The organism is Helicobacter sp. 23-1045 (assembly GCF_053654655.1).
On record NZ_JBSIUR010000006.1, the window covers coordinates 62,509 to 81,177 of the forward strand.

General features: G+C 40.8%; 27 protein-coding genes. 10 read left to right on the forward strand and 17 right to left on the reverse strand.

Annotated elements, in window-relative coordinates:
* Window positions 1-40: 40 nt before the first annotated feature.
* Window positions 41-1,246 carry an LptF/LptG family permease gene (locus ACWIUE_RS07295; protein ID WP_454136062.1) on the forward strand — a complete coding sequence of 402 codons (1,206 nt, stop codon included), beginning with the start codon at window positions 41-43 and terminating at the stop codon, window positions 1,244-1,246.
* Here the strand turns inward: ACWIUE_RS07295 and ACWIUE_RS07300 are convergent.
* Entirely contained in the window at window positions 1,215-1,349 is a 135-nt protein-coding gene (locus ACWIUE_RS07300) for a hypothetical protein (protein WP_454136063.1), read from the reverse strand. The two genes, ACWIUE_RS07295 and ACWIUE_RS07300, sit on opposite strands and share 32 nt — an antisense overlap.
* 7 nt (window positions 1,350-1,356) lie before the next feature.
* Between ACWIUE_RS07300 and ACWIUE_RS07305 the strand changes: the two genes are divergently transcribed.
* The gene (locus tag ACWIUE_RS07305; protein WP_454136064.1) at window positions 1,357-1,581 is read left to right on the forward strand and encodes a hypothetical protein; all 225 of its coding nucleotides are present in this window, start codon (window positions 1,357-1,359) and stop codon (window positions 1,579-1,581) included.
* A 194-nt stretch (window positions 1,582-1,775) separates the two neighbouring features.
* Window positions 1,776-1,907 carry a hypothetical protein gene (locus tag ACWIUE_RS07310; protein ID WP_454136065.1) on the forward strand — a complete coding sequence of 44 codons (132 nt, stop codon included), beginning with the start codon at window positions 1,776-1,778 and terminating at the stop codon, window positions 1,905-1,907.
* 195 nt (window positions 1,908-2,102) lie between these two features.
* On the opposite strand, the gene ACWIUE_RS07315 is transcribed toward ACWIUE_RS07310, so the two are convergent.
* Entirely contained in the window at window positions 2,103-3,470 is a 1,368-nt protein-coding gene (locus ACWIUE_RS07315; protein ID WP_454136066.1) for an FAD-linked oxidase C-terminal domain-containing protein, read from the reverse strand.
* Between the two features lie 11 nt (window positions 3,471-3,481).
* Entirely contained in the window at window positions 3,482-4,216 is a 735-nt protein-coding gene (locus tag ACWIUE_RS07320; RefSeq protein ID WP_454136067.1) for a plasminogen-binding N-terminal domain-containing protein, read from the reverse strand.
* Window positions 4,217-4,275: 59 nt separating this feature from the next.
* Between ACWIUE_RS07320 and ACWIUE_RS07325 the strand changes: the two genes are divergently transcribed.
* From ACWIUE_RS07325 to ACWIUE_RS07335, 3 genes are all read left to right on the forward strand, one after another.
* The gene (locus ACWIUE_RS07325) at window positions 4,276-5,106 is read left to right on the forward strand and encodes a 5-formyltetrahydrofolate cyclo-ligase (protein ID WP_454136068.1); all 831 of its coding nucleotides are present in this window, start codon (window positions 4,276-4,278) and stop codon (window positions 5,104-5,106) included.
* Entirely contained in the window at window positions 5,003-6,526 is a 1,524-nt protein-coding gene (rny, locus tag ACWIUE_RS07330; protein ID WP_454136142.1) for a ribonuclease Y, read from the forward strand. The genes ACWIUE_RS07325 and rny overlap by 104 nt, the downstream gene beginning before the upstream one ends.
* Window positions 6,527-6,770: 244 nt before the next feature.
* Window positions 6,771-6,956, forward strand: a complete 186-nt coding sequence (locus ACWIUE_RS07335) for a hypothetical protein (protein ID WP_454136069.1) — start codon at window positions 6,771-6,773, stop codon at window positions 6,954-6,956.
* Here ACWIUE_RS07335 and ACWIUE_RS07340 read toward each other — a convergent pair.
* A complete protein-coding gene (locus ACWIUE_RS07340) occupies window positions 6,937-8,247 on the reverse strand; it encodes an aminotransferase class V-fold PLP-dependent enzyme (RefSeq protein WP_454136070.1) in 1,311 nt (436 codons plus the stop codon). The genes ACWIUE_RS07335 and ACWIUE_RS07340 overlap by 20 nt on opposite strands.
* 65 nt (window positions 8,248-8,312) lie before the next feature.
* Between ACWIUE_RS07340 and ACWIUE_RS07345 the strand changes: the two genes are divergently transcribed.
* The gene (locus ACWIUE_RS07345) at window positions 8,313-10,049 is read left to right on the forward strand and encodes an ATP-binding protein (RefSeq protein ID WP_454136071.1); all 1,737 of its coding nucleotides are present in this window, start codon (window positions 8,313-8,315) and stop codon (window positions 10,047-10,049) included.
* 167 nt (window positions 10,050-10,216) lie between these two features.
* Here the strand turns inward: ACWIUE_RS07345 and ACWIUE_RS07350 are convergent, their stop codons facing one another.
* Together ACWIUE_RS07350 and ACWIUE_RS07355 are read right to left on the reverse strand one after the other, a co-directional pair.
* Window positions 10,217-10,357: a hypothetical protein gene (locus ACWIUE_RS07350; RefSeq protein WP_454136072.1), complete on the reverse strand. Its 141-nt coding sequence runs from the start codon at window positions 10,355-10,357 to the stop codon at window positions 10,217-10,219.
* Window positions 10,358-10,504 (reverse strand): hypothetical protein, encoded by a 147-nt coding sequence (locus ACWIUE_RS07355; RefSeq protein ID WP_454136073.1) that lies wholly within the window; start codon window positions 10,502-10,504, stop codon window positions 10,358-10,360.
* Here ACWIUE_RS07355 and ACWIUE_RS07360 point away from each other — a divergent pair.
* A complete protein-coding gene (locus ACWIUE_RS07360; RefSeq protein ID WP_454136074.1) occupies window positions 10,484-10,717 on the forward strand; it encodes a hypothetical protein in 234 nt (77 codons plus the stop codon). The two genes, ACWIUE_RS07355 and ACWIUE_RS07360, sit on opposite strands and share 21 nt — an antisense overlap.
* Here ACWIUE_RS07360 and ACWIUE_RS07365 read toward each other — a convergent pair.
* The 5 genes from ACWIUE_RS07365 to ACWIUE_RS07385 are packed head-to-tail and all read right to left on the reverse strand — an operon-like array spanning window position 10,710 to window position 14,141.
* Window positions 10,710-11,723, reverse strand: a complete 1,014-nt coding sequence (locus tag ACWIUE_RS07365) for a hypothetical protein (protein ID WP_454136075.1) — start codon at window positions 11,721-11,723, stop codon at window positions 10,710-10,712. The genes ACWIUE_RS07360 and ACWIUE_RS07365 overlap by 8 nt on opposite strands.
* Window positions 11,720-12,076, reverse strand: a complete 357-nt coding sequence (dksA, locus tag ACWIUE_RS07370; RefSeq protein ID WP_454136076.1) for an RNA polymerase-binding protein DksA — start codon at window positions 12,074-12,076, stop codon at window positions 11,720-11,722. The genes ACWIUE_RS07365 and dksA overlap by 4 nt, the downstream gene beginning before the upstream one ends.
* Before the next feature lie 13 nt (window positions 12,077-12,089).
* Window positions 12,090-12,542 (reverse strand): 23S rRNA (pseudouridine(1915)-N(3))-methyltransferase RlmH, encoded by a 453-nt coding sequence (locus ACWIUE_RS07375; protein WP_454136077.1) that lies wholly within the window; start codon window positions 12,540-12,542, stop codon window positions 12,090-12,092.
* Window positions 12,502-13,395, reverse strand: a complete 894-nt coding sequence (gene accD, locus ACWIUE_RS07380; RefSeq protein ID WP_454136078.1) for an acetyl-CoA carboxylase, carboxyltransferase subunit beta — start codon at window positions 13,393-13,395, stop codon at window positions 12,502-12,504. Before accD ends, ACWIUE_RS07375 begins: the two co-directional genes overlap by 41 nt.
* Window positions 13,396-13,418: 23 nt before the next feature.
* Window positions 13,419-14,141 carry an inositol monophosphatase family protein gene (locus ACWIUE_RS07385; RefSeq protein WP_454136079.1) on the reverse strand — a complete coding sequence of 241 codons (723 nt, stop codon included), beginning with the start codon at window positions 14,139-14,141 and terminating at the stop codon, window positions 13,419-13,421.
* A gap of 74 nt (window positions 14,142-14,215) precedes the next feature.
* Here ACWIUE_RS07385 and recO point away from each other — a divergent pair, with 74 nt between their 5' ends.
* Complete coding sequence (recO, locus tag ACWIUE_RS07390) at window positions 14,216-14,833, forward strand: recombination protein RecO (RefSeq protein WP_454136080.1); 618 nt, start codon at window positions 14,216-14,218, stop codon at window positions 14,831-14,833.
* Here the strand turns inward: recO and ACWIUE_RS07395 are convergent.
* From ACWIUE_RS07395 to ACWIUE_RS07415, 5 genes are all read right to left on the reverse strand, one after another.
* Complete coding sequence (locus ACWIUE_RS07395; protein WP_454136081.1) at window positions 14,804-15,127, reverse strand: hypothetical protein; 324 nt, start codon at window positions 15,125-15,127, stop codon at window positions 14,804-14,806. The genes recO and ACWIUE_RS07395 overlap by 30 nt on opposite strands.
* Window positions 15,128-15,175: 48 nt before the next feature.
* Entirely contained in the window at window positions 15,176-15,334 is a 159-nt protein-coding gene (locus tag ACWIUE_RS07400; protein WP_454136082.1) for a hypothetical protein, read from the reverse strand.
* A 71-nt stretch (window positions 15,335-15,405) separates the two neighbouring features.
* Window positions 15,406-15,669, reverse strand: coding sequence for a hypothetical protein (locus ACWIUE_RS07405; protein ID WP_454136083.1), 264 nt, complete (start codon window positions 15,667-15,669; stop codon window positions 15,406-15,408).
* Entirely contained in the window at window positions 15,590-17,203 is a 1,614-nt protein-coding gene (locus tag ACWIUE_RS07410) for an autotransporter outer membrane beta-barrel domain-containing protein (protein WP_454136084.1), read from the reverse strand. The genes ACWIUE_RS07405 and ACWIUE_RS07410 overlap by 80 nt, the downstream gene beginning before the upstream one ends.
* Window positions 17,170-17,487 (reverse strand): hypothetical protein, encoded by a 318-nt coding sequence (locus ACWIUE_RS07415; protein WP_454136085.1) that lies wholly within the window; start codon window positions 17,485-17,487, stop codon window positions 17,170-17,172. Before ACWIUE_RS07415 ends, ACWIUE_RS07410 begins: the two co-directional genes overlap by 34 nt.
* Window positions 17,488-17,631: 144 nt before the next feature.
* Between ACWIUE_RS07415 and ACWIUE_RS07420 the strand changes: the two genes are divergently transcribed.
* Entirely contained in the window at window positions 17,632-17,871 is a 240-nt protein-coding gene (locus ACWIUE_RS07420) for a hypothetical protein (RefSeq protein ID WP_454136086.1), read from the forward strand.
* On the opposite strand, the gene ACWIUE_RS07425 is transcribed toward ACWIUE_RS07420, so the two are convergent.
* On the reverse strand, window positions 17,864-18,598 hold the full coding sequence (locus ACWIUE_RS07425; protein ID WP_454136087.1) for a hypothetical protein: 735 nt from the start codon (window positions 18,596-18,598) through the stop codon (window positions 17,864-17,866). The genes ACWIUE_RS07420 and ACWIUE_RS07425 overlap by 8 nt on opposite strands.
* Window positions 18,599-18,669: the final 71 nt, after the last annotated feature.

Sequence of the window (18,669 nt, forward strand, 5' to 3'; positions counted from 1 at the left end):
TAATACACACAAATCCTTAACTAAAACTTAAATCCACGATTTGCAAAAATCACAAATTTTGCTTGGATTTTGTGGTAAGATTCGCGCACGAAAAAAGCGCAAAATCAAAAACGGCGCAAAAGCGCAAAAAATCATAAAAAAAGTCGCAAACAAAGCGCAAAATCGCAAATTCACAAAAGCAAAAAAGGTCATTATGTTATTTCGCTTCATCGCTTCGCTGTATCTTAAACTAATCTTTACAATCTGCCTATCCTTGCAGTTTTTCTTTATGTGCGTTGAGATTGTGAAATACGCTGATGATATGCCAGATTCTGCGAATCTTGTGGTGCTACTTTTTGCGTGGATATTTTCGTATGCGCTAAATTTCACCTTGCCAATCGCCCTTATTTTGGCGTCTGTGGCGAGTTACATTATACTTTTACGCACAAATAATCTAACGGCGATTTTATCCATTGGATATTCTAAAAAGCAGGTTTTCGCCCCGCTAATCATCATCGCCACGCTGTTTAGTGCCGCTTATGTCGCGCTATTTGCCACGCCATTTGTCTATGCAGAAGAAAATATCCAAAATATCATCTACCGAAACAGCGCAAATGACGCAAAAAGCGACCTTTTGGTAAAGCATAATGAGAATTATGTCTATATGCAAAAGGTTTTCCCATTGCTTCAAAAGGCGCAAAATATTAAGGTTTTTGAGATTAGGGACTTTGCGATTAGGACTTTTATCGAAGCGAAAGATGCGAGATTTGATGGCGAGTGGTGGATTTTAGATTCGGCAAATATTACGCAAATACCGAGTGATTTTAATTTTAGCGATTCAAAGCTCACCACGCAAATTATGCAAAATTACAAGATTTTGCAAAATTTCAAACCCAAAATTTTGGATACGATTTATCAAAATCGCACAAACATTTCGATTTTAGACGCCTTTACCGCGCTAAATTTATTGCATTCGCAAAATAGCAACACAGAGAAAATCCGCGCGATTTTGTATGGATTTTTCGCTATACCGCTTGCTATCCCGCTTGTGATTATGATTATGGCGCATTTTGTCCCGCCACTAGCGCGATATACGAATCTCGCCAAACTTGGATTTATTTTCACGCTGTTTTGTTTGATTGTGTGGGGCGTGTTTTTTATGCTGACAAAACTCGCACTCGGCGGACTTATCCAACCTGAATTTGGCATTTTAGCACCCCTTGCGATGCTTATGATTACGGCATTTTGTTGGTATCAAAAAGTGTAGATTCTGCGAAAATATTAGATTCTGCGAAATTTGTGTGAGAATCGCAGAATCTCGCACGAAAAAACGCAGAATCTGCTCTAAATTCGTCATTGTGAGCGAGCAAAGCGAGCGTGGCAATCTATGCTAGATTCTGCAAAAAATATTTAGATTCTGCGTTTTTTCGCACGAGATTCTGCAAAAATTATATTAGATTCTGCGACTATTTTGTCATTGCGAGTCCTTGCGATAGCAAGGCGAAGCAATCTATTTTGGGCGACTTTTGGATTGAAATAAATGGCGGATTTTATGGAGAATCTAAATGCAAATTATTTATTGATTTTCTTTTGGGTTATTAATTCGTTTTGTGATTTGAATTTGCTTGATTTGGATGGTTGCTTCGCTTCGTGCGCAAAATTTGTGGATTGCTTCGTTGTTTTCGCTATCGCTCAAACTGCCTCGCAATGACGGAAAACATTAGATTCTGCAATTCGCAGAATTTTTTTGTTTTTGAGATTTTTCGCTCACTTCGTTCGCTCAAAATGACAATTTTTTGGATTGCTTCGTTGCACTCGCTTCGCTTCGTGCGCCTCGCAATGACAAAAAAACACTAGATTCTGCGATTCGCAGAATCTCAATCGAAGTAATGGCGATTTTTGCGTTAGCAAAAATAAAAAATAGTTAGCGACTTGCGCGGAAGTATTTTGGATGAAAAATCGGGGTTGCGAAGCCACGAGCGAGGAAATAGAACTAATGGTCAATGGTTGCTTCGCTTTGCTCGCAAATCCTACGGATTGACGAAGCGATGTGGCAAAACAAGCGATAGCGCAGTTTCTTTATCTAGTCTCCCCGATTTATCGCCAAAAGACAAACGCGCTTTTTATAACCCCATTTTGTTTGGGTTTAGGATATTATTCGGGTCAAATGCCCTTTTTATCGCACGAAAGAGATTCATCTCCGCTTCGCTAAATGCGAGTTTCATAAACGGAGCTTTGGATATGCCTATGCCGTGCTCTCCACTAAGCGTCCCACCTAGCTCTACCGCCACTTTGAAAATCTCCGTAATAGCCTCATAACCCTTTTTCACTTCATTTTCATCTGCGCCATTTACCATTACATTTGTATGCACATTGCCGTCCCCCGTGTGCCCAAAGCAAGGCGTTGTAACGCCATATTTTTTAGAAATATCGCCGATTCGCGCTAGTAGCGTAGGCAACGCACTTCGTGGCACCGTAATGTCCTCATTTAGCTTTTTTGTGCCATAAATGTTGATACTTTGACTCACATTGCGCCTAGCAAACCACAAATCCGCTTCCTGTGCTTCATCTTGCGCGATTTTAAACTCTACACAACCATTTTGGCGAAATACGCGCTCAATTCCCTCCAACTGATAGGCGATTTCCGCATCTAATGCGCCATCTACTTGCGTGATGAGAATCGCCCCTGCATCGATGGGTAGCCCTTTTTTAAACTTTTCCTCCACTGCGCGAATACTTAGATTATCCAAAAATTCCATTGCAACGGGTTGAATCCCGCTTGACATCGTTTGATAAACCGCCTCCATCGCGCTATTTATGTCGCCAAAAATGCCAAGCGCGGTTTTTTTGAGTTTTGGTTTGGAGAGCAATTTTAGCGTGATTTCGGTAATCACCGCCAAACTGCCCTCACTTGCGATTAAAATCCCTGCGATATTGAACCCCGCGACATCTTTTATCGTCTTTTTTCCCGCGCGGATAATGTCGCCATTTGGGAGCACAGCGCGGAGTGCAAGGACAAAATCTTTTGTAATGCCGTATTTTGCGGCGCGCATTCCACCTGCGTTTTCGCTGACATTGCCACCTATGGTGCTGTAACTCTCACTTGCAGGGTCTGGCGGGTAAAATAGCCCCTCCGCTTCTACTGCATCTTGCAAATGTTTGTTTATTACGGCAGGTTGGACGCGGGCGCACATATTTTTTTTGTCGATTTCTAAAATTTGATTGAAATATTTTTCCATAGCCAAAATCACGCCACCATTTTTTGGTAGCGCACCGCCTGTAAATCCGCTCCCTGCGCCTCTTGGCGTAACGGCGATTTTGTTGTCATTGCAAAATTTTAGGATTTTGCTAACCATTGCTTCATCGCGCGGATACACGACACAATCGGGCTTATATCGTTCTCTTGTGGCATCATAGCAATAGGCATTTAGGTGTGCTTCATCATCAAAATAGTCATCATCGCCTAGTATTTTTTTTAGCTTTTTATACATTTGCAAACTCCCTATTTTGCGCTAGATTCAGCACTTAATTTATTAAAATATGTAAAATAATTCTCCAATTTTTTTGCGTTAAAAATTTCATTGATACTTTCATCGCTTATGCGCGTAAAAAAGGGCTTTTTGGCACTTCTATCTTTGGGGCGAAATGGCGTAGAATCTAGCATTTTGAAACTTTCGCAGTTAAAAATCTCCACGCGATTTTGCAACGCCACAAACACAAGTCCCAAATCAAACTTCGCGCAAAACTTCGCAAAGTCCGCAGAATCTGGCATATTCTTGCCTTCTTTTGCCAAAAATGTCGCAAAAACATCGCTATGCAAAAAGTCGATTTTGCTAAATTTTTCGCTGATTTCTTGATAGACATTTTGATTTGGCGCAATTAAAAGTGCCTTGTCATAGAGAATGCGAAATGTGATTTTATCGCCTTCGCTCACCTTGCCACGCGGTTTTGGCAGATATTTTTCGCGCATTTGGCTAAATTCGCTAATGCTAACAATCGCAAATCCATCTTTTATCTCGCCCACAAGGGCATTTGCGATGATGAACTCATTGCCATTTATTTCACGAGTGATGATACCACTCTCGCCCACTTTCAAATCCATCGCGGGGATTTTAAGTGCTGAATCTGCCCCAAAATCCGCTTGTTTTGAAATGGTGAGCGATAGAATATTTGGCACTTCAAACGCAGAGATTTGCGCCACGCCGACAAATGCGAGTAGAAATAGAAGTTTTGTCATTTATCAATCCTTAAAAATAAAGTCGCTATTATAGCAAATAAAATTTTTGGATTTGCAAAATGAGTGAGTTAAAAAAATCTTTTCGCACATTATCACGGCGCAATCTCGCGCACTGCCCTAATAAAATGCTTGCGGATAAAAAAATAAATATGATTTTAAAAAATATCATAATCGCGCTTTTGAATGCTGAATCTAGGCGAGATTCGCAAAATTTCGCTGAATCTCGGTGCGATTCGTTAAATCTAAAAAATCCGCAAAATCTCGCAAAAAATTTCATAAATTCTAATAGATTCTGCGTTTCAAAATATTTTTTAAAAACTCCAAAAAAACCCAAAAATATCCTACTTTACGCGCCACTAGATTTGGAGGCAAATATTTTTTCGCTCATTTTTGATTTAAAAAAGCAAAAAAATATTAAAATATTTCTGCCATTTGTTTTGAAAGATGGCAAAAATGCAAATAAGATTTTTAAAATAGTGCCGTTTCGCTTGCCTTTGGCGAGAAATAAATTTAATATTTTAGAAGCGAGAAATTCGCATTTTGCGCGAAAAATTGACATTGCGATTATCCCGATTTTGGGCGCAGATTGCGAAGCTAGACGCATTGGATTTGGCAAAGGAATGTATGATAGATTCTGCGCTAAATACAATCCAAAAAATATAATTTTTGTAAGCAGAATCTTACATTTATCAAATGCCAAAATTAGCGAGTGGCACGATATTAAAGGCGATTTTATAATCGCAAGTAAAGGTAAAAAATATGATTTTTTTGATAATTGGACTTTGCGTGGGCGTTTCAGTCGCCCTGTCGTTTTATCTAACAAAAAGATTCTACACAAAATCGCAGAATCTCGCCATAGAACAAGCAAAAATCAAAGCAAATGCGATTGAAAAAGAAGCGGAAATCAACTTCAACAACGGGCAAATAAAGCTAAAAGAGCAAGAAATCGAGTTAGTGCGAAAGTATGAAAATGAAAGCAAAAAGCTAAAAAGAGATTTGCAAGAAAAGTCGCTTGATTTAGAGAAAAGAGAGCTATTTTTAGCGCAGAAAATAAGCAAATTAGATGATGAGCGAAGCGCGCTAAATGCGCAAAAAAACGCAATCTTGCAATCGCAAATCTTTTTAGATTCAGCAAAAGAGCGGTTATTTGAGAAGCAAAATGAGCTAATTGACACACTCTCAAACTACACAGCACTCTCAAAGGACGAGGCAAAGGCGATTTTGCTAAATGAATTAGAGGAAAATCTCAAAAAAGAAAAGGCAAATTTGATTCGCCGATATGAGCAAGAGGCAAAAGAGGACGCCAAGCGCAGGGCAAATTATATCATCGCACTTGCCACTTCGCGCTACGCAGGGGAGTATAGTGCGGAAAATCTCATAAATGTCGTGCATTTGCCAGATGACGAGATGAAAGGGCGAATCATCGGCAAAGACGGGCGCAATATCCGTTCGCTTGAAATGATTACAGGCGTTGATGTGCTGATTGACGATACGCCAAATACGATAGTTTTAAGTAGCTTTAATCTCTATCGCCGTGCCATCGCGCTAAAAACGATAAATGTGCTGATTGAAGATGGGCGTATCCACCCCGCAAAAATCGAAGAGGTTTATAAAAAATGCGAGAGCGAAATGGAGCAGACGATTTTAAGCGAGGGCGAGAGTGTGGTGCTTGATTTAGGGCTAGGATATATGAATGTAGAGCTAAAAAAGCTAATCGGCAAGATGAAATACCGCGCGAGTTTTGGGCAAAATGCGCTTTTGCACTCCATCGAAGTTGCGCATTTATCGGGGCTAATCGCAAGTGAGTTGGATGGCGATTCAGCACTTGCCAAAAGGGCGGGGCTTTTGCACGACATCGGCAAGTCGCTAACGCAAGAGATGGGCGGTAATCACATTTCGCTTGGGTATGATTTGGCAAAAAAGTTTAAAGAGCATCCTGTGGTGATAAATGCGATTTTAGCACATCACGGCAACGAAGAGGCGAAAACCATCGAAGCAGCGGCAGTTTGCGCGGCAGACGCCATATCAAGTGCGCGACCGGGCGCAAGGCGAGAGGTGCTAGAAAATTTCTTAAAGCGAGTGCAAGAGCTAGAAAAAATCGCATTGAATGAATTTGGCGTAAAACAAGCCTATGCAATCAACGCGGGGCGGGAGATTCGCATCATCGCGGAGAGTGAAAAGATAAATGACAAAGAGGCAATAATCATCGCGCGAAATATCGCAAAAGAAATCGAAGCGACTTTGCAATATCCGGGCGAAATAAAAGTAAGCGTAATTCGCGAAACACGCGCCACAGAATGGGCGAAGTGAGTTTTTTGGCTTGGCAATTTGTGTCTTTGGTAATCATTTGCGTTGTTTTGGCACAAAATTTCGCTCGGGTGTTCCCCAAGTTCTATTTCGCTAATTTCGCGCCAAAACAACGCAAAGCACTACTGCCATTACTTCGATTGTTGCTTCACTGCGTTCGCAAAACAAGGCAAAGCCGAAGTTTCTTTATCCAATCCTGCGGATTGAGATTCTGCGAATCGCAGAATCTCGTGCAATTTTTTCGTCATTGCGAGTCCTTGCCAAAGGCAAGGGCGAAGCAATCCAAAATCAGATTCTGCGAAAATTGTGGGATTTTTTGTGCGAGATTCTGCGATTCGCAGAATCTATCCTAAATTTTGCCCTAAATTTTGCCCCAAATTCGCAGAATCTAAGTGCAAAAATCGCAAAATCCGCTAGATTCTGCGTTTTATAATCTTTTTTAGCGCGTTTATAAAAATCTCAATGTCATTCATATTGTGGCTATAATGCAATGAAACGCGTAGCCAAGCGGGTTTCATCGCTTCGCCAGAATCTAAAAGCGCGATATTTTTGATTTCCTCCGCGCCCATCAAATAATGCCCATAAACCCCAGCACAACTGCACCCCGCGCGGGTTTCTATGCCATAGTTATGCGATAGCTCCCACGATAAATCATAGGGCGAGATGCCTTCTATATTAAAACTCAAAATGGGGATATACTCCGCCCCCAAATCCACGCCATAGAGCGTGATTCCAGTGATTTGTTTTAGCTCATTTAAAAGCAAATTATACAGCACTTTTTCGCGCTTTTTGATAAAATCTAATCCCATTTCATTGCGATATTGATATGCCAAAACCGCCTTCAATAGTGGCAAAATCGGCGGTGTGCCCGAATCTTCGCGCTCTTCAATATCATCGATATAATAATGTGAATTTGCGCTCACATATTTCACACTTCCGCCCCCGCTAAATGTCGGTGGGAGCGATGATTCAAGGCTACGAATGCAAAGGATTCCGCAACTGCCGATTCCGCCTATTAGCTTGTGTGGCGATAAAAACGCACTATCAAAAAGGCTACAATCCACATTGCTATGCGGAGATAGAGCCGCCAAATCAAAGGCAATGTCGATATTTTTGGCGCGCAAGGCGTTTGATATTTGTGTATAAGGTGCGATGATTCCGCTGACATTTGAAGCGATATTTATGGACGCAAAGTCGATTTGCCCTGAATCTAAAAGCGATTCAATCGAATCTATCGACATTAAGCCATTTTCAAGCGGGATTCGCACTACTTCACAAAACGCCTCACGCAAAGAAATATCATTTGAATGATGCTCATATCCGCCCACTAACACGCGCTTTTTTGGCGCACAATTAAGAGATTCACCCAAAATCGCGCGTAATTTTGGCGATAAATAAAGCCCTTTTATTTCTTGATATTTTTTCATCGCGCCACTTGCGCCATATCCGCTTGGGATAATGAAAAAATCCTCCCCCAAACCCAAAAGCTCTTTTAGGCGAATCTTTGCGCTTTTGTAAAGTTCGCTGATAAAATTTGCATTGCGCGAATTTGCCGAATGTGTGTTTGCATATCGCCCCAAAATGCTTTGCATACGATTTGCCACCACACGCGATTCTAAGCCACTCGCGCTAAAATCAAAATACAAACTATCTCTATCCAAAATTATATCATTGCGAATCCACTCTAACTCATCGCTTTGCACAAGCGGGGCAAAAAAGTCCATTTAAGTCCTTAATAAATTTAAATTTTGCTAAAATTTTATCTAAATTTCAAAAAAGAGTGCGCCAAATGAAAAATTACACGACTTTTATAAATGCAAAAAATCTCTCGCAAAATCGCTTTTTTAAAACGCTTGATTGCTCCCTACCGCAGGGCAGAATCTTGCAATTTTTGGCAAAAGAATTGCTAGAAAATCAAAATAATTTTTTGGTGGCAGGCGTGATTGAGAGCGTCTTTGGCAAAAAGGGCGTGGAGGCGACAAACTACATTTGCCATATCAAATCGCTTCTAAATTTGGAGCTAGTTTATTTAATCAATGAAAGTGGCGAAATCACGCTATTAGAGCTTCTAAATAGCTATATTGCGCTATCGCCTTACTTTTTAAAAATGCTAGAAAATGGCAAAAGCGACTTTAAAATGCCAAAATTAAGCGCGTATAGCGATGATTTTGCGTATTTGAAAGATGAATTTAGTCGCATTGAGATTCTCAAAAAACTTGCATTTTTACGCAGAATCAAAAAGCAAAATACAAATATTTACAAAGAAAATAAAAATCAGCTAAATGCCCTTGTAGTGCGAATCAAAAAGCGATTAAAGCTAACTCGCAAAAAGCTAAATGTAGTAGATTTCATAAGAGCAAACGCGCTAAATGAGAATGAAAAAATTATATTTTTCGCACTCGCAAAAGAAGAATACCACGCCGAAAATGAGAAAATCCGCGAGATGGACGCACTTTTGGAGCTAATAAGCGAAGATGAGATGAGTAAGATTCGCAATAAATGTATTTTTGATGATGGCGGGACGCTCTTGCAAAATGGGCTAATTGACTATGATGACTTTTTTAGCTCGTTTAAAAAGAGCTTTTTTATCCCGCCTGATGTCTTTTCAAGCATTGTCTCTCCGCAGAATCTACAATCAATCCCGCTAGATTCGGTGCTAAAAAATCAAGAGATTTTTGAGTTAGTGGATAAAAAAATCGACTTAAAAAATATCATTTTGCCAAATCAAACGCAAGAGCGGTTAAATCTACTCATTCAACAGCTTGATTCGCGTGTGATAAATCTGCTAAAAAGCTGGGGCATAAAGGATAGGGCGCGGGGGATTGACGCAAAGATTATCTTTTATGGGCACTCTGGCACGGGCAAAACGATTACGGCGTATGCGCTAGGCAACGCGCTAAAAAAGCCCATTTTGAGTTTGGATTGCTCTAAAATTCTATCAATGTATGTGGGTGAAAGCGAAAAAAATGTGCGAAAAATCTTTGATAGCTTCAATAATATCACGCGGGATTTGAAAAAAGATGCGATTTTGTTGCTTGATGAAGCCGACCAATTTTTGGGGCAACGCGGTGCGGGTGGCAGTAGCGTGGATAAAATGTATAATCAAATGCAAAATATTTTTTTGGAGCAGATTGAGAAATTTGATGGGATTTTGATTGCTACGACAAATCTTATCGATAACATTGACGCGGCGTTTTCTAGGCGATTTAACTACAAAATAGAATTTTTAAAGCCAGATTTTGCGCAAAGGGTGCGGATTTGGAATAAACTTTTGCCAAAAAAATCGCCAAAAAATCTTAAATGTGCTGGAGATTCAAATGCTATCTATGAAAGTGGATTTAGCGTGAAAAATTTGGCAAAATACGCACTCACAGGCGGACAAATAAAGATTGTGATTAAAAATACCGCCTACAAAGTCGCCACAAAGCCAAAGCCAATTTTCGCAGAATCTGACTTTGTCGCCGAAATCAAAAAAGAGATGGAATCAAGCTTTGATGGTGCAAAATCACTTGGCTTTTTGAGCTAGATTCTGCGAATGTGTGCTTTTTTGTCATTGCGAGGCGCACGAAGCGAAGCGAGTGCAACGAAGCAATCTATTTAGGACTTGTGAAACTTGCGAGAAACGCGGACTTTAAATGAATCTGTGGTTAATTTCTAAAATAATTTATCGATTCGCTTTTGGGACATTGATTTTTATTTATCTTTTAGATTCGCGTGATTTGGATTGCCACGAAAATCTTGCGGATTTTCTCGCAATGACGAGCGGGGTGCGATTCGCTTTGGTTTTTGGATTGCTTCGGCAAATCTACGATTCGCCTCGCAATGACGAAACATTTACAATTCGTGCCTTTCGCAGAATCTATGATTTTTTACCCACCCCCTAATCCCCCTCCGCAAGGGAGGGGGAATAAATAGAAAATCCTCCGCAGGGAGCAAATCGCAGAATCCAAAAAGAGTTTTTTGCTCGTTTCGCTCGCTCAAAATTGCAATTTTTATCCGTCATTGCGAACGAGCGAAGCGAGTGTGGCAATCCACAAATCTTTTTTTTGGATTGCCACGATTCTGCGTAAAACGCAGAATCTCGCAATGACAAATCAGTCGCAGATTCTGCGTCTTTGTTACCTTTCGCAGAATCTAATATTTTTTCGCACTAGATTCTGCGTTTTCCTACGAAATTTCGCAGAATCTACCTAAAAAACAGCTCCGTAGGGTAAGACTTCCCCGCACCCTTTAAATCCAAATACGCACGGACATTGAGATGCTCATAGCTTGGTTGCGCTTTTAGGCGATTTTTTGCTTCTTGCAACATTTCCAAATCCAAAAGCACAAAAAGATACGCTTCCTCCGCGCTGTCATCATTGTCTGCCAAATATTCAAATAGGCGAATCCACTCATTTGGGCTATGTTTGCGCTTCATATTTTTCGCACACGCCAAATAATCATCTTTGCTAAACTTCGCATTTTTGCAAATAGTGGCAAATTCGCTCAAATTTAGCTCGATTTTCCCCGCCAAATACGCCTCAAACACCGCTAGGCTAATCTCTCTATCATAGCTTATCGAATCCTTATATTTTTCGATTTCCTTTGAATCGGCATTGTTTAGCAACGCCAAAAACGCGCATTTTTTTAGCTCATAAATGTAATTTTTGTTTTTTAGAATCGGCAGTCCGTTTTTGTAATTTTTTGCAATGCTATTTTTGACATTTAGCGTGAAAAGTGGGCTAGTTTGCGGGATATTAAACTTATGCACATCGATTTCCTCGCCATTTTGCAGGTTTTCATACATCGCCAAAAGCTTCTTAATGTCATTATTTGCGCAAGTTGCGTGTGGGTGCGGTGTGAGCTCCACGCTATCGATGATATTGCCAATGTCTTTGAAAATATCTGTTTTTAGGTTTAATTTATCATCGATTCGGTGGATTATTTTATTTTTTAGCTTTTTTATAAGCGTTTTTTTATCCGTTTTTAGCGCGTTTTGCTCGATGAATGCGCCCATTCTATCAGCGATAATCGCAACTAAGCTCACCGCAAAAACGCCATAAAAAATCATCGCGATATACACCGCCACAGGCAAATCTAGCGCATCATTGCTAAAAGGCACGCTCCACAAAAATGTCTCGTGACTTAAAGTATAGGCATAAATGCCTAGTAGCGCGCCTAAAACCATCATTGTGATAATGTAATATTTCAAAACCATCATTTATTCCTTTTGCTTTGTTTTTCAAAAATCTCTCGGCATTTTATGCAAAATCGCGCAAAGGGCTTTACTTCCAAGCGTTCCTTGTGAATCGCCTCGCCACACATTTCGCAAATCCCATAAGTGCCAAGTTTGATTTTGTCTAATGCGTGATTGATTTCGGCTAACTCGCCATTTCTTGCGCTAAAAAGATTTTCATCGATTTTTGCGATACTCATCACGCTTCCTAGCTCTGCTTCCTCGCTTTGATTTAGCGCGTTTAGTGAGTTTAGATTCTCACTTGTGGCGCGGAGGTTGCTAATGTTTTGCGCTTTTAAATGCTCTAATTTTTCTTTAAATTTTTCAATATCGCTCATAATTTGCTCCATTTTATTTGTGATAGGGGTGGCGATTGGCAATGCAAAATGCGCGATAAATCTGCTCACATAAAATTAAGGGCACGATTTTGTGGCTAAAAGTTAGTTTGCTTAGCGATAGATTCTGCGTTTTGCTTAAAAAATCTTTTGCAAATCCATAAGCACCGCCCACAAAAAAATTCATTTTGTTTGTCCCGCAGTTTTGCAAAACTTCGCTAAATCCTATCGAATCTAATTCTTTGCCTTTGCAATCTAACGCAAAATTCGCCGAATCTGTCGCTACAAATCGCATCAATTCCGCGCTATAAGATTCGCGCGCTGAATCAGGCGAAATCTTTTGTGCGCCTAAGATTTTTGTATTCATTATATTTACCACTTCCAAATCCACGCCAAAAGATTTTAACATTTTCTCGTAATCCCCGCAGTTATGAGCTTTTTTGCTTATCGTGTAGATTTTTATTTTCATAAAATAGCATTCCTAATAAATCGCTAATGGTTTTTTTCAACTCGCCCCTATGCACCACCATATCAATTAGCCCGTGTTGAAGCAGAAATTCCGCCGTTTGAAAGCCTTTTGGCAAATCCTCGCCAATGGTTTGCTTTATCACTCGCGCCCCTGCGAATCCTATCGTAGCACCGGGCTCAGCGATGATTATATCGCCCAAAAAGGCAAAACTAGCACTAACGCCGCCCATTGTCGGGTCGGTTAGCACGGAGATATAGGGCAGTTTGTGTTCGGCTAGTCTTTGCAAAGCCGCGCTTGTCTTTGCCATCTGCATTAGCGAAAATGTGCTCTCTTGCATTCGCGCCCCACCACTTGCGCTGCATATAATTAGGGCTTGATTTTTTTCGATAGCGCGATTTATGGCGCGGGTGATTTTTTCGCCCTCCACACTTGCCAAACTCCCGCCCATAAATTCAAAGTCAAAGATTACGGCTTGAATCGGAGTTTTGTTGATTTTTGCTTCTAATGCGATAGCTGAGCTTTTGCGCCCACCACTTTTTTTGCTATAATCCTCCACGCGCTGTTTGTAGCTCTTTTTATCTACGAAATTTAGCGGGTCAATGGGGGAGAGATTTCTATCGCATTCTTTCGCGCTACCCTCATCAAAAAGCAGTTTGATTCGCTCATTTGCAGAAATGCGAAAATGATAATTGCATTTTGGACATACAGAATTTTGCGCCAAAACTTCTTTGTAATACATTAGCGCACCGCAGAGATTGCACTTTATCCATTGCGTTTGAGTGTCTTTTGGGGCGTCTTTGATTTCGCCATCTTTTGTGGCTTTGCCACTATTGCCACGCTTGAAAAATGCCATTTTGTCCTCCTAAAATCACAATTTTAGAAAAAAATCTTTGCGATTGTATCAAAGATTTGTTTATCTTTGCTTATAAGCACCAAATTTTGCTTTTCAATTTTATGCAGATTTTTAGCGATTAAAAATCCCGCTTCATAGTCATAATGCCGTTTTTTGCCATCAAAAAGCACAAAATTTACTTTTTCGCTTAATCCCAAAGATAGCGCAAGTGCGCCCGTAGCGCGAAATTTGATATTATTTTCATTTAAGATTTTGCAAATGTGCGGATTTCTATACGCACCCTCAAAAATGCCACATTTTGCGGGATTGTTTGGGGCTATTTTGCTAAATGATTCAAATTCCTGCGCCAAATTTCCATAAAAATTTTGCCCACTAAAATGCACCACCGCGCTTAAATTGCAAAAATTCATAATGATTCCTATCACGCTTACGCCATTTTCATCGCGCATTGCCACACTTGCGCCGTAATATGGGATTTGTGAGAGAAAATTATCGCTTCCATCAAGCGGGTCGATTATAATCGTGCAATCCTTGCCATTGTCGATAAATCCCGCTTCCTCGCTGTCAATGTTGCCAAACGCACTCAAACTCTCAACCAAAATCCCCTCACTTAGCAAATCCGCACCAATGCTTATATCGCCACCCGCACCGCGCGAATGTTTAGCAAACAACTCCGCTTTGCCACTATTTAGATTTAGCGCGATTTGTAGCCCCGCATTTAGCGTAGCCTCTATAAAATTTCTCATTTTGCCTACCTTTTTATGTGAATCTAGCTAAAATTTTGCAATTATAATCAAAAATCTTTAAGATTCGGGGCAAAATGCAGGGATTTATCAGCGGGATTCGCAAACTAAAAAACGAAGATATTATTGTCAATGTCATCACGCACAGCCACTTTTTAACGCTTTATCGATTTTATGGGATTCGGCATAGCATAATTCAAATCGGGCGCAAAATCGACTTTGAAGTCGATTACAGCGGGATTTTTATGCCACGCCTCCGCGCAATCACTCAGCTTGGCTTTGAATGGGAGGGCGACTATCACAAAATGCGCTATTTTCAGGGCTTTATGCGCCTTTTGGATAGGCATTTAAACGGCACGGAGGAAATTTCAAATTTTTATTTTGAGCTGCTAAATCGCGCACTTGTGATTATGGCGCGTCAAAGCCCAAACCGCGCATTGCTTGATTTATACGCGCTTATTTTGGAAAATGAGGGGCGCAAAGGGCTTAATGATAGTTGCTTTATTTGCGATGAAGTTTTGGGTGAAAAGATTCGCGTGGCACGGGGATTTTTAAGCGCACATTCACATTGCATAAATAGCGATTTTGAGATAGAAAAGGGGCGATTTTTTGATTTTTTGACAAATAACAAAAGCGCGTTTTTAAGTGAAGGCGAAGTCGAATCGCTAATAGCGATAATGATGCAAGGGCTGTGAGATATTGCGAATTTCGTCATTGCGAGATTTGACGAAGTCAAATCGTGGCAATCCAAAAAAGTCGTCATTGCGAACGAGCGAAGCGAGTGTGGCAATCCAAATCAAATTGTCATTTTGAGCGAACGAAGTGAGCGAAGAATCTCTTTTTAGATTCTGCGATTCTCGCATAGATTTTGCGTTTTTTGTGTGAATCGCAGAATCTGCGCTATTTTTTGATTTTGATTCGCTAGATTCTTCTCGCAAAAGGGCTGCACCCCGCTCCCGCTCCCCCCGACTATTAAATTGTGTCCCCAAAAGCTCACGCTTTGCGCTTTTAGGGGGAGAGCCTCGCTTAATCCGCTTCTAGCAAAAAATCGGCACTCGCACTACTGCTCGTTTGCTCCCGATTTTTTGCACCACGAAGCGGGCGAGTTTTGGTGCTGTCGCACGATTGATTTTGTTGTGGATTGCCACGAAAATGCTACGTATTTTCTCGCAATGACAAATTTTTTTTAGATTCATTGCTTCGCGCTAATAATAAAAAACACACTAGATTCTGCAAATTTCGTGCAAGATTCTGCGATTTTTGTCTTTTAAAACAATCGAAGTAATGGCGATTTTGCGTCAGCAAAATTAACCAAAAAAAAGCGTCCTGTGCGGAAGTATCGTGCGATGGATTCGTGGGTTGTGCCGAAAAATTCGAGCGAAGATAGGACTAATTCGTCCATCGAGCGAGGATTTTTCAAACTCCCGCGAATACGCGCACGAGACGACACCCTACCAAAGCACGCGCCATTCAAATCCGCCGCCGTTTGAGATTCCCTTGTCGCCAAATCCACCAAAATACTGCAATCCAAACTCCATATCGAAGTTTCGCGCTTCCAAAAGATACGAAATTCCCGCGTTTGCGTAACCTAAAATTTTGTCGCCATCAATGGCAAAATCGAAGTTTTTGCTCCGCACTAACACTTTGCTTTTGGCGAGTTTTGGGGCGAGATTGAACTTCGCTCCCGCGCCAAAGTTTATCCCAAATCCGCTGAAATAATTCGCGTAAAAAACGCCCAAATCGCCGTAGATTAGGTTAAAAAGGGCGTTTTGATAAATCGCAGAATCTGCTTTGATTTCCTGCGATTTGAGTGCCTTGTAGTCAAATCCTGCTTCGATTGATAACGCCCCGCCTGTGAGAAAATCAAAGGTTTTGCCAAAACTTGTGCTAAATCCAAATCCCAAATTTTGCGGTTTTACGCTATCCAAAAATTGCGTTTTTAAGTCGTTTGAGAAGTGGTAGAAGTCCCCGCGTGCCTTTAAAAATAGCGCAAAAGGCAAGTCGATTTTGTAGTGCAGTCCGCCGAATAAATTTAGGTTTTTGATTTGCAAATCTTTATCGTGCTTGTCGCGTAATGTGCCGTAGGTTAGGGCGAAGTGTGCGCCAAGTGTGTGCGATTCTGCGAGTGTCACGCTAAAAGCGGTGATGAAACCATAATCAAATCCGCTTAGTGCGTAGTTTCCTGCCTGTGCGAAAGAGTTGTGATTTACGAATGGGGTGAAAATGAAGTGGTAGTTTTTGGTGTTAGATTCTGCGGTAGATTCTGCGATTTTGGGGGCAGAATCTGCGAGATTTAACCCACCCCCTAAATCCCCCTCCGCAAGGGAGGGGGAGGATTCGAGTAAATCCCCACTTGCAAGGGAGGGGGAGAGTTTTTGATTCGCAGAATCTACTTGCGATTTTGTATTAGATTCTGCGGATTTTCGTGGGAAAATTATCGCATTAGTCATCATCGAAAAATTATTCATCGTGCGGATATTTGCGCTGTAAAGTCGTGCAACTGCGCTATTTTGCGGTTTTGGAGAGACGAAAAATTTATTGCCACTTTGCGAGATTTCAAAAATGTCATTTTTTGAGATTAAGCGAGAAATATCCACAGGAAGCGCATTTTTGCCATCGCTATTTACCACAAGTTTATCCAAACTATACGCACTTCCTAACTCAAAATTTTCGCCAAAATCCAAAATCAACTTCCCGCCATCGGCGAATGTTGCAGTGGCGTCTTTTAGCACGATATGCGAGTTATCCTTCGCCTCGCCACTAAAAGCATTAAATGTGTTCGCCCCTTCATCTATTTTCATCGCATATTTTTTTATTATAAGCGTCATATAACCCGCGCTACTGCCCGCAAAATGCGCCTTTTTGTCGTTGTAATCATAAATATTTATCGTGCCGTAGTTCTCCATAACTACGCTAAATCCGCTTGTTTTGCTGTATAACCCGCCCATAGTGTCGTAGTTTGCGATAGTGTCGATGCTGCCATTTTCGATGACTATGCCACTTGTGATTTTGCCGTAGTTTGCAAAATGCCCTATTTTGGCACTTTCGCCGTTGTTACCAAGCACGATTGATTGCGGGTAGGTGGTGGTGACACCCCAAAAAAATTTAAAAAAAAAGGGGGAAAAATTGAAATGCCATAAGTCGAAGTGCTAACAATCTCGCCGTAGTTGATGAAATCGCCTATTGTGGCGGACTTTATGTTGATGTATTTTGTGGTGACTTTGGCGTGATTTGCGATATTTTGATAAGGCGTAGAGATGACGCAGGGTGCGGATGAGTCTTTGCAAAGGGTGGAGAGTTCAACCGCATTTAGATTCTGCGAAAAAGTCGCATTTAGCGCATTTAGCAAAAGAAAAATGCTGATTTTTGCCTTGTGCGTTTTTATGCTAAATGGATTTTTAACTCGGGGGGGGGGGATTTATAAGGTTTTGCTGTAAGTCTCATTTGTGTGAATCCTTGAAATATAAAATCAAAAATTGCGATTGTAGCAAAAATGCGTTTAGATTCTGCAAAATTTATAAAATTTTTGTGCGAAATCGCAGAATCTGCGATTTGTTTCCGTCATTGCGAGATTTGGCAACGCCAAATCGTGGCAATCTATTCTTTTATTTTTTTTATGGATTTGCAAGTGTGGGTCGGTGCTTCGCACAGACGCTTCGTTGTTTTCGCTTCACTCAAACTGCCTCGCAATGACGGAGAAAAAATCGCAGAATCTGCAAACTTATTTATTTAACTTCATAAATATATGGCACGCCACGAATTGCGCCACTTTTGAATAAAAACTCCGAAGTGCCTTTCACTGCGGTTGTGTCGATGTTTTTAGGTGCTTTGAAGTTGTTTGAAAAGACTTCTTTTAGCGCGTTTAACTTTGTCCTTTCGGTATCGGCGGATTTGACTTTGCTAACCACCCACGCCGCCTTTTTCAGCGAATCTTCGCCCAAAATGCCCACCATCACCATATTTACATTTTGCGTTTTTAGTCGCTCATCGATTTTGCGGAATTCCTCTTTGCAATATCCGCAGTTCGGGTCTGCGATGATGAAAGTCGTGGGCGCGTTTTTCGCCTTTGATTTGAGTGTGATGAACTGCTCGGGTTTGAGTTGCTTGATGAGCTCGCCTACTACGATGCTTTGCGCGCTTTCGTTGTGCGCTTCAATCTCTGCGACTTTTTTGCTGATGATGTCCTCATCGCCCTTTATGTTTGTAAGAAATATGTTTGATAGTCCGATAATCATATCGCCGTTTTTTGTCGCAAATAGCGGGATTTGCTGTTTGCTGCCGTCTAATTCGATAATTACAAATTTCAAATCTTTGCTTGATTTTAAGTCGCTTTTGCTTACGATTTTTACCTGTGTTTGCGTTTGCTTTTCGATGAGTTTCGTGAGATTGTCCTCAAAACTAGCGGCATTTACGCTCAAACTAATGCCAAAAAGCACCAAAACTGCCATTATTTTTTTCATTGTCAATCCTTTCAAATTTAATAAAAACGCATTGTAATATTATTTTGTTAAAATAAAGTTAAGGCGTAAAA

Coding starts and splice junctions, on each gene's coding strand:
- ACWIUE_RS07315 (WP_454136066.1), bottom strand. CDS start 3,470: ATGTATAAAAAGCTAAAAAAAATACTAGGCGATGATGACTATTTTGAT.
- dksA (WP_454136076.1), bottom strand. CDS start 12,076: ATGAGCGATATTGAAAAATTTAAAGAAAAATTAGAGCATTTAAAAGCG.
- ACWIUE_RS07425 (WP_454136087.1), bottom strand. CDS start 18,598: ATGAAAAAAATAATGGCAGTTTTGGTGCTTTTTGGCATTAGTTTGAGC.
- ACWIUE_RS07365 (WP_454136075.1), bottom strand. CDS start 11,723: ATGATGGTTTTGAAATATTACATTATCACAATGATGGTTTTAGGCGCG.
- ACWIUE_RS07320 (WP_454136067.1), bottom strand. CDS start 4,216: ATGACAAAACTTCTATTTCTACTCGCATTTGTCGGCGTGGCGCAAATC.
- ACWIUE_RS07420 (WP_454136086.1), top strand. CDS start 17,632: ATGCGTTTAGATTCTGCAAAATTTATAAAATTTTTGTGCGAAATCGCA.
- ACWIUE_RS07325 (WP_454136068.1), top strand. CDS start 4,276: ATGAGTGAGTTAAAAAAATCTTTTCGCACATTATCACGGCGCAATCTC.
- ACWIUE_RS07400 (WP_454136082.1), bottom strand. CDS start 15,334: ATGAATCTAAAAAAAATTTGTCATTGCGAGAAAATACGTAGCATTTTC.
- ACWIUE_RS07350 (WP_454136072.1), bottom strand. CDS start 10,357: ATGTTTCGTCATTGCGAGGCGAATCGTAGATTTGCCGAAGCAATCCAA.
- ACWIUE_RS07340 (WP_454136070.1), bottom strand. CDS start 8,247: ATGGACTTTTTTGCCCCGCTTGTGCAAAGCGATGAGTTAGAGTGGATT.
- ACWIUE_RS07385 (WP_454136079.1), bottom strand. CDS start 14,141: ATGAGAAATTTTATAGAGGCTACGCTAAATGCGGGGCTACAAATCGCG.
- ACWIUE_RS07345 (WP_454136071.1), top strand. CDS start 8,313: ATGAAAAATTACACGACTTTTATAAATGCAAAAAATCTCTCGCAAAAT.
- accD (WP_454136078.1), bottom strand. CDS start 13,395: ATGGCATTTTTCAAGCGTGGCAATAGTGGCAAAGCCACAAAAGATGGC.
- recO (WP_454136080.1), top strand. CDS start 14,216: ATGCAGGGATTTATCAGCGGGATTCGCAAACTAAAAAACGAAGATATT.
- ACWIUE_RS07375 (WP_454136077.1), bottom strand. CDS start 12,542: ATGAAAATAAAAATCTACACGATAAGCAAAAAAGCTCATAACTGCGGG.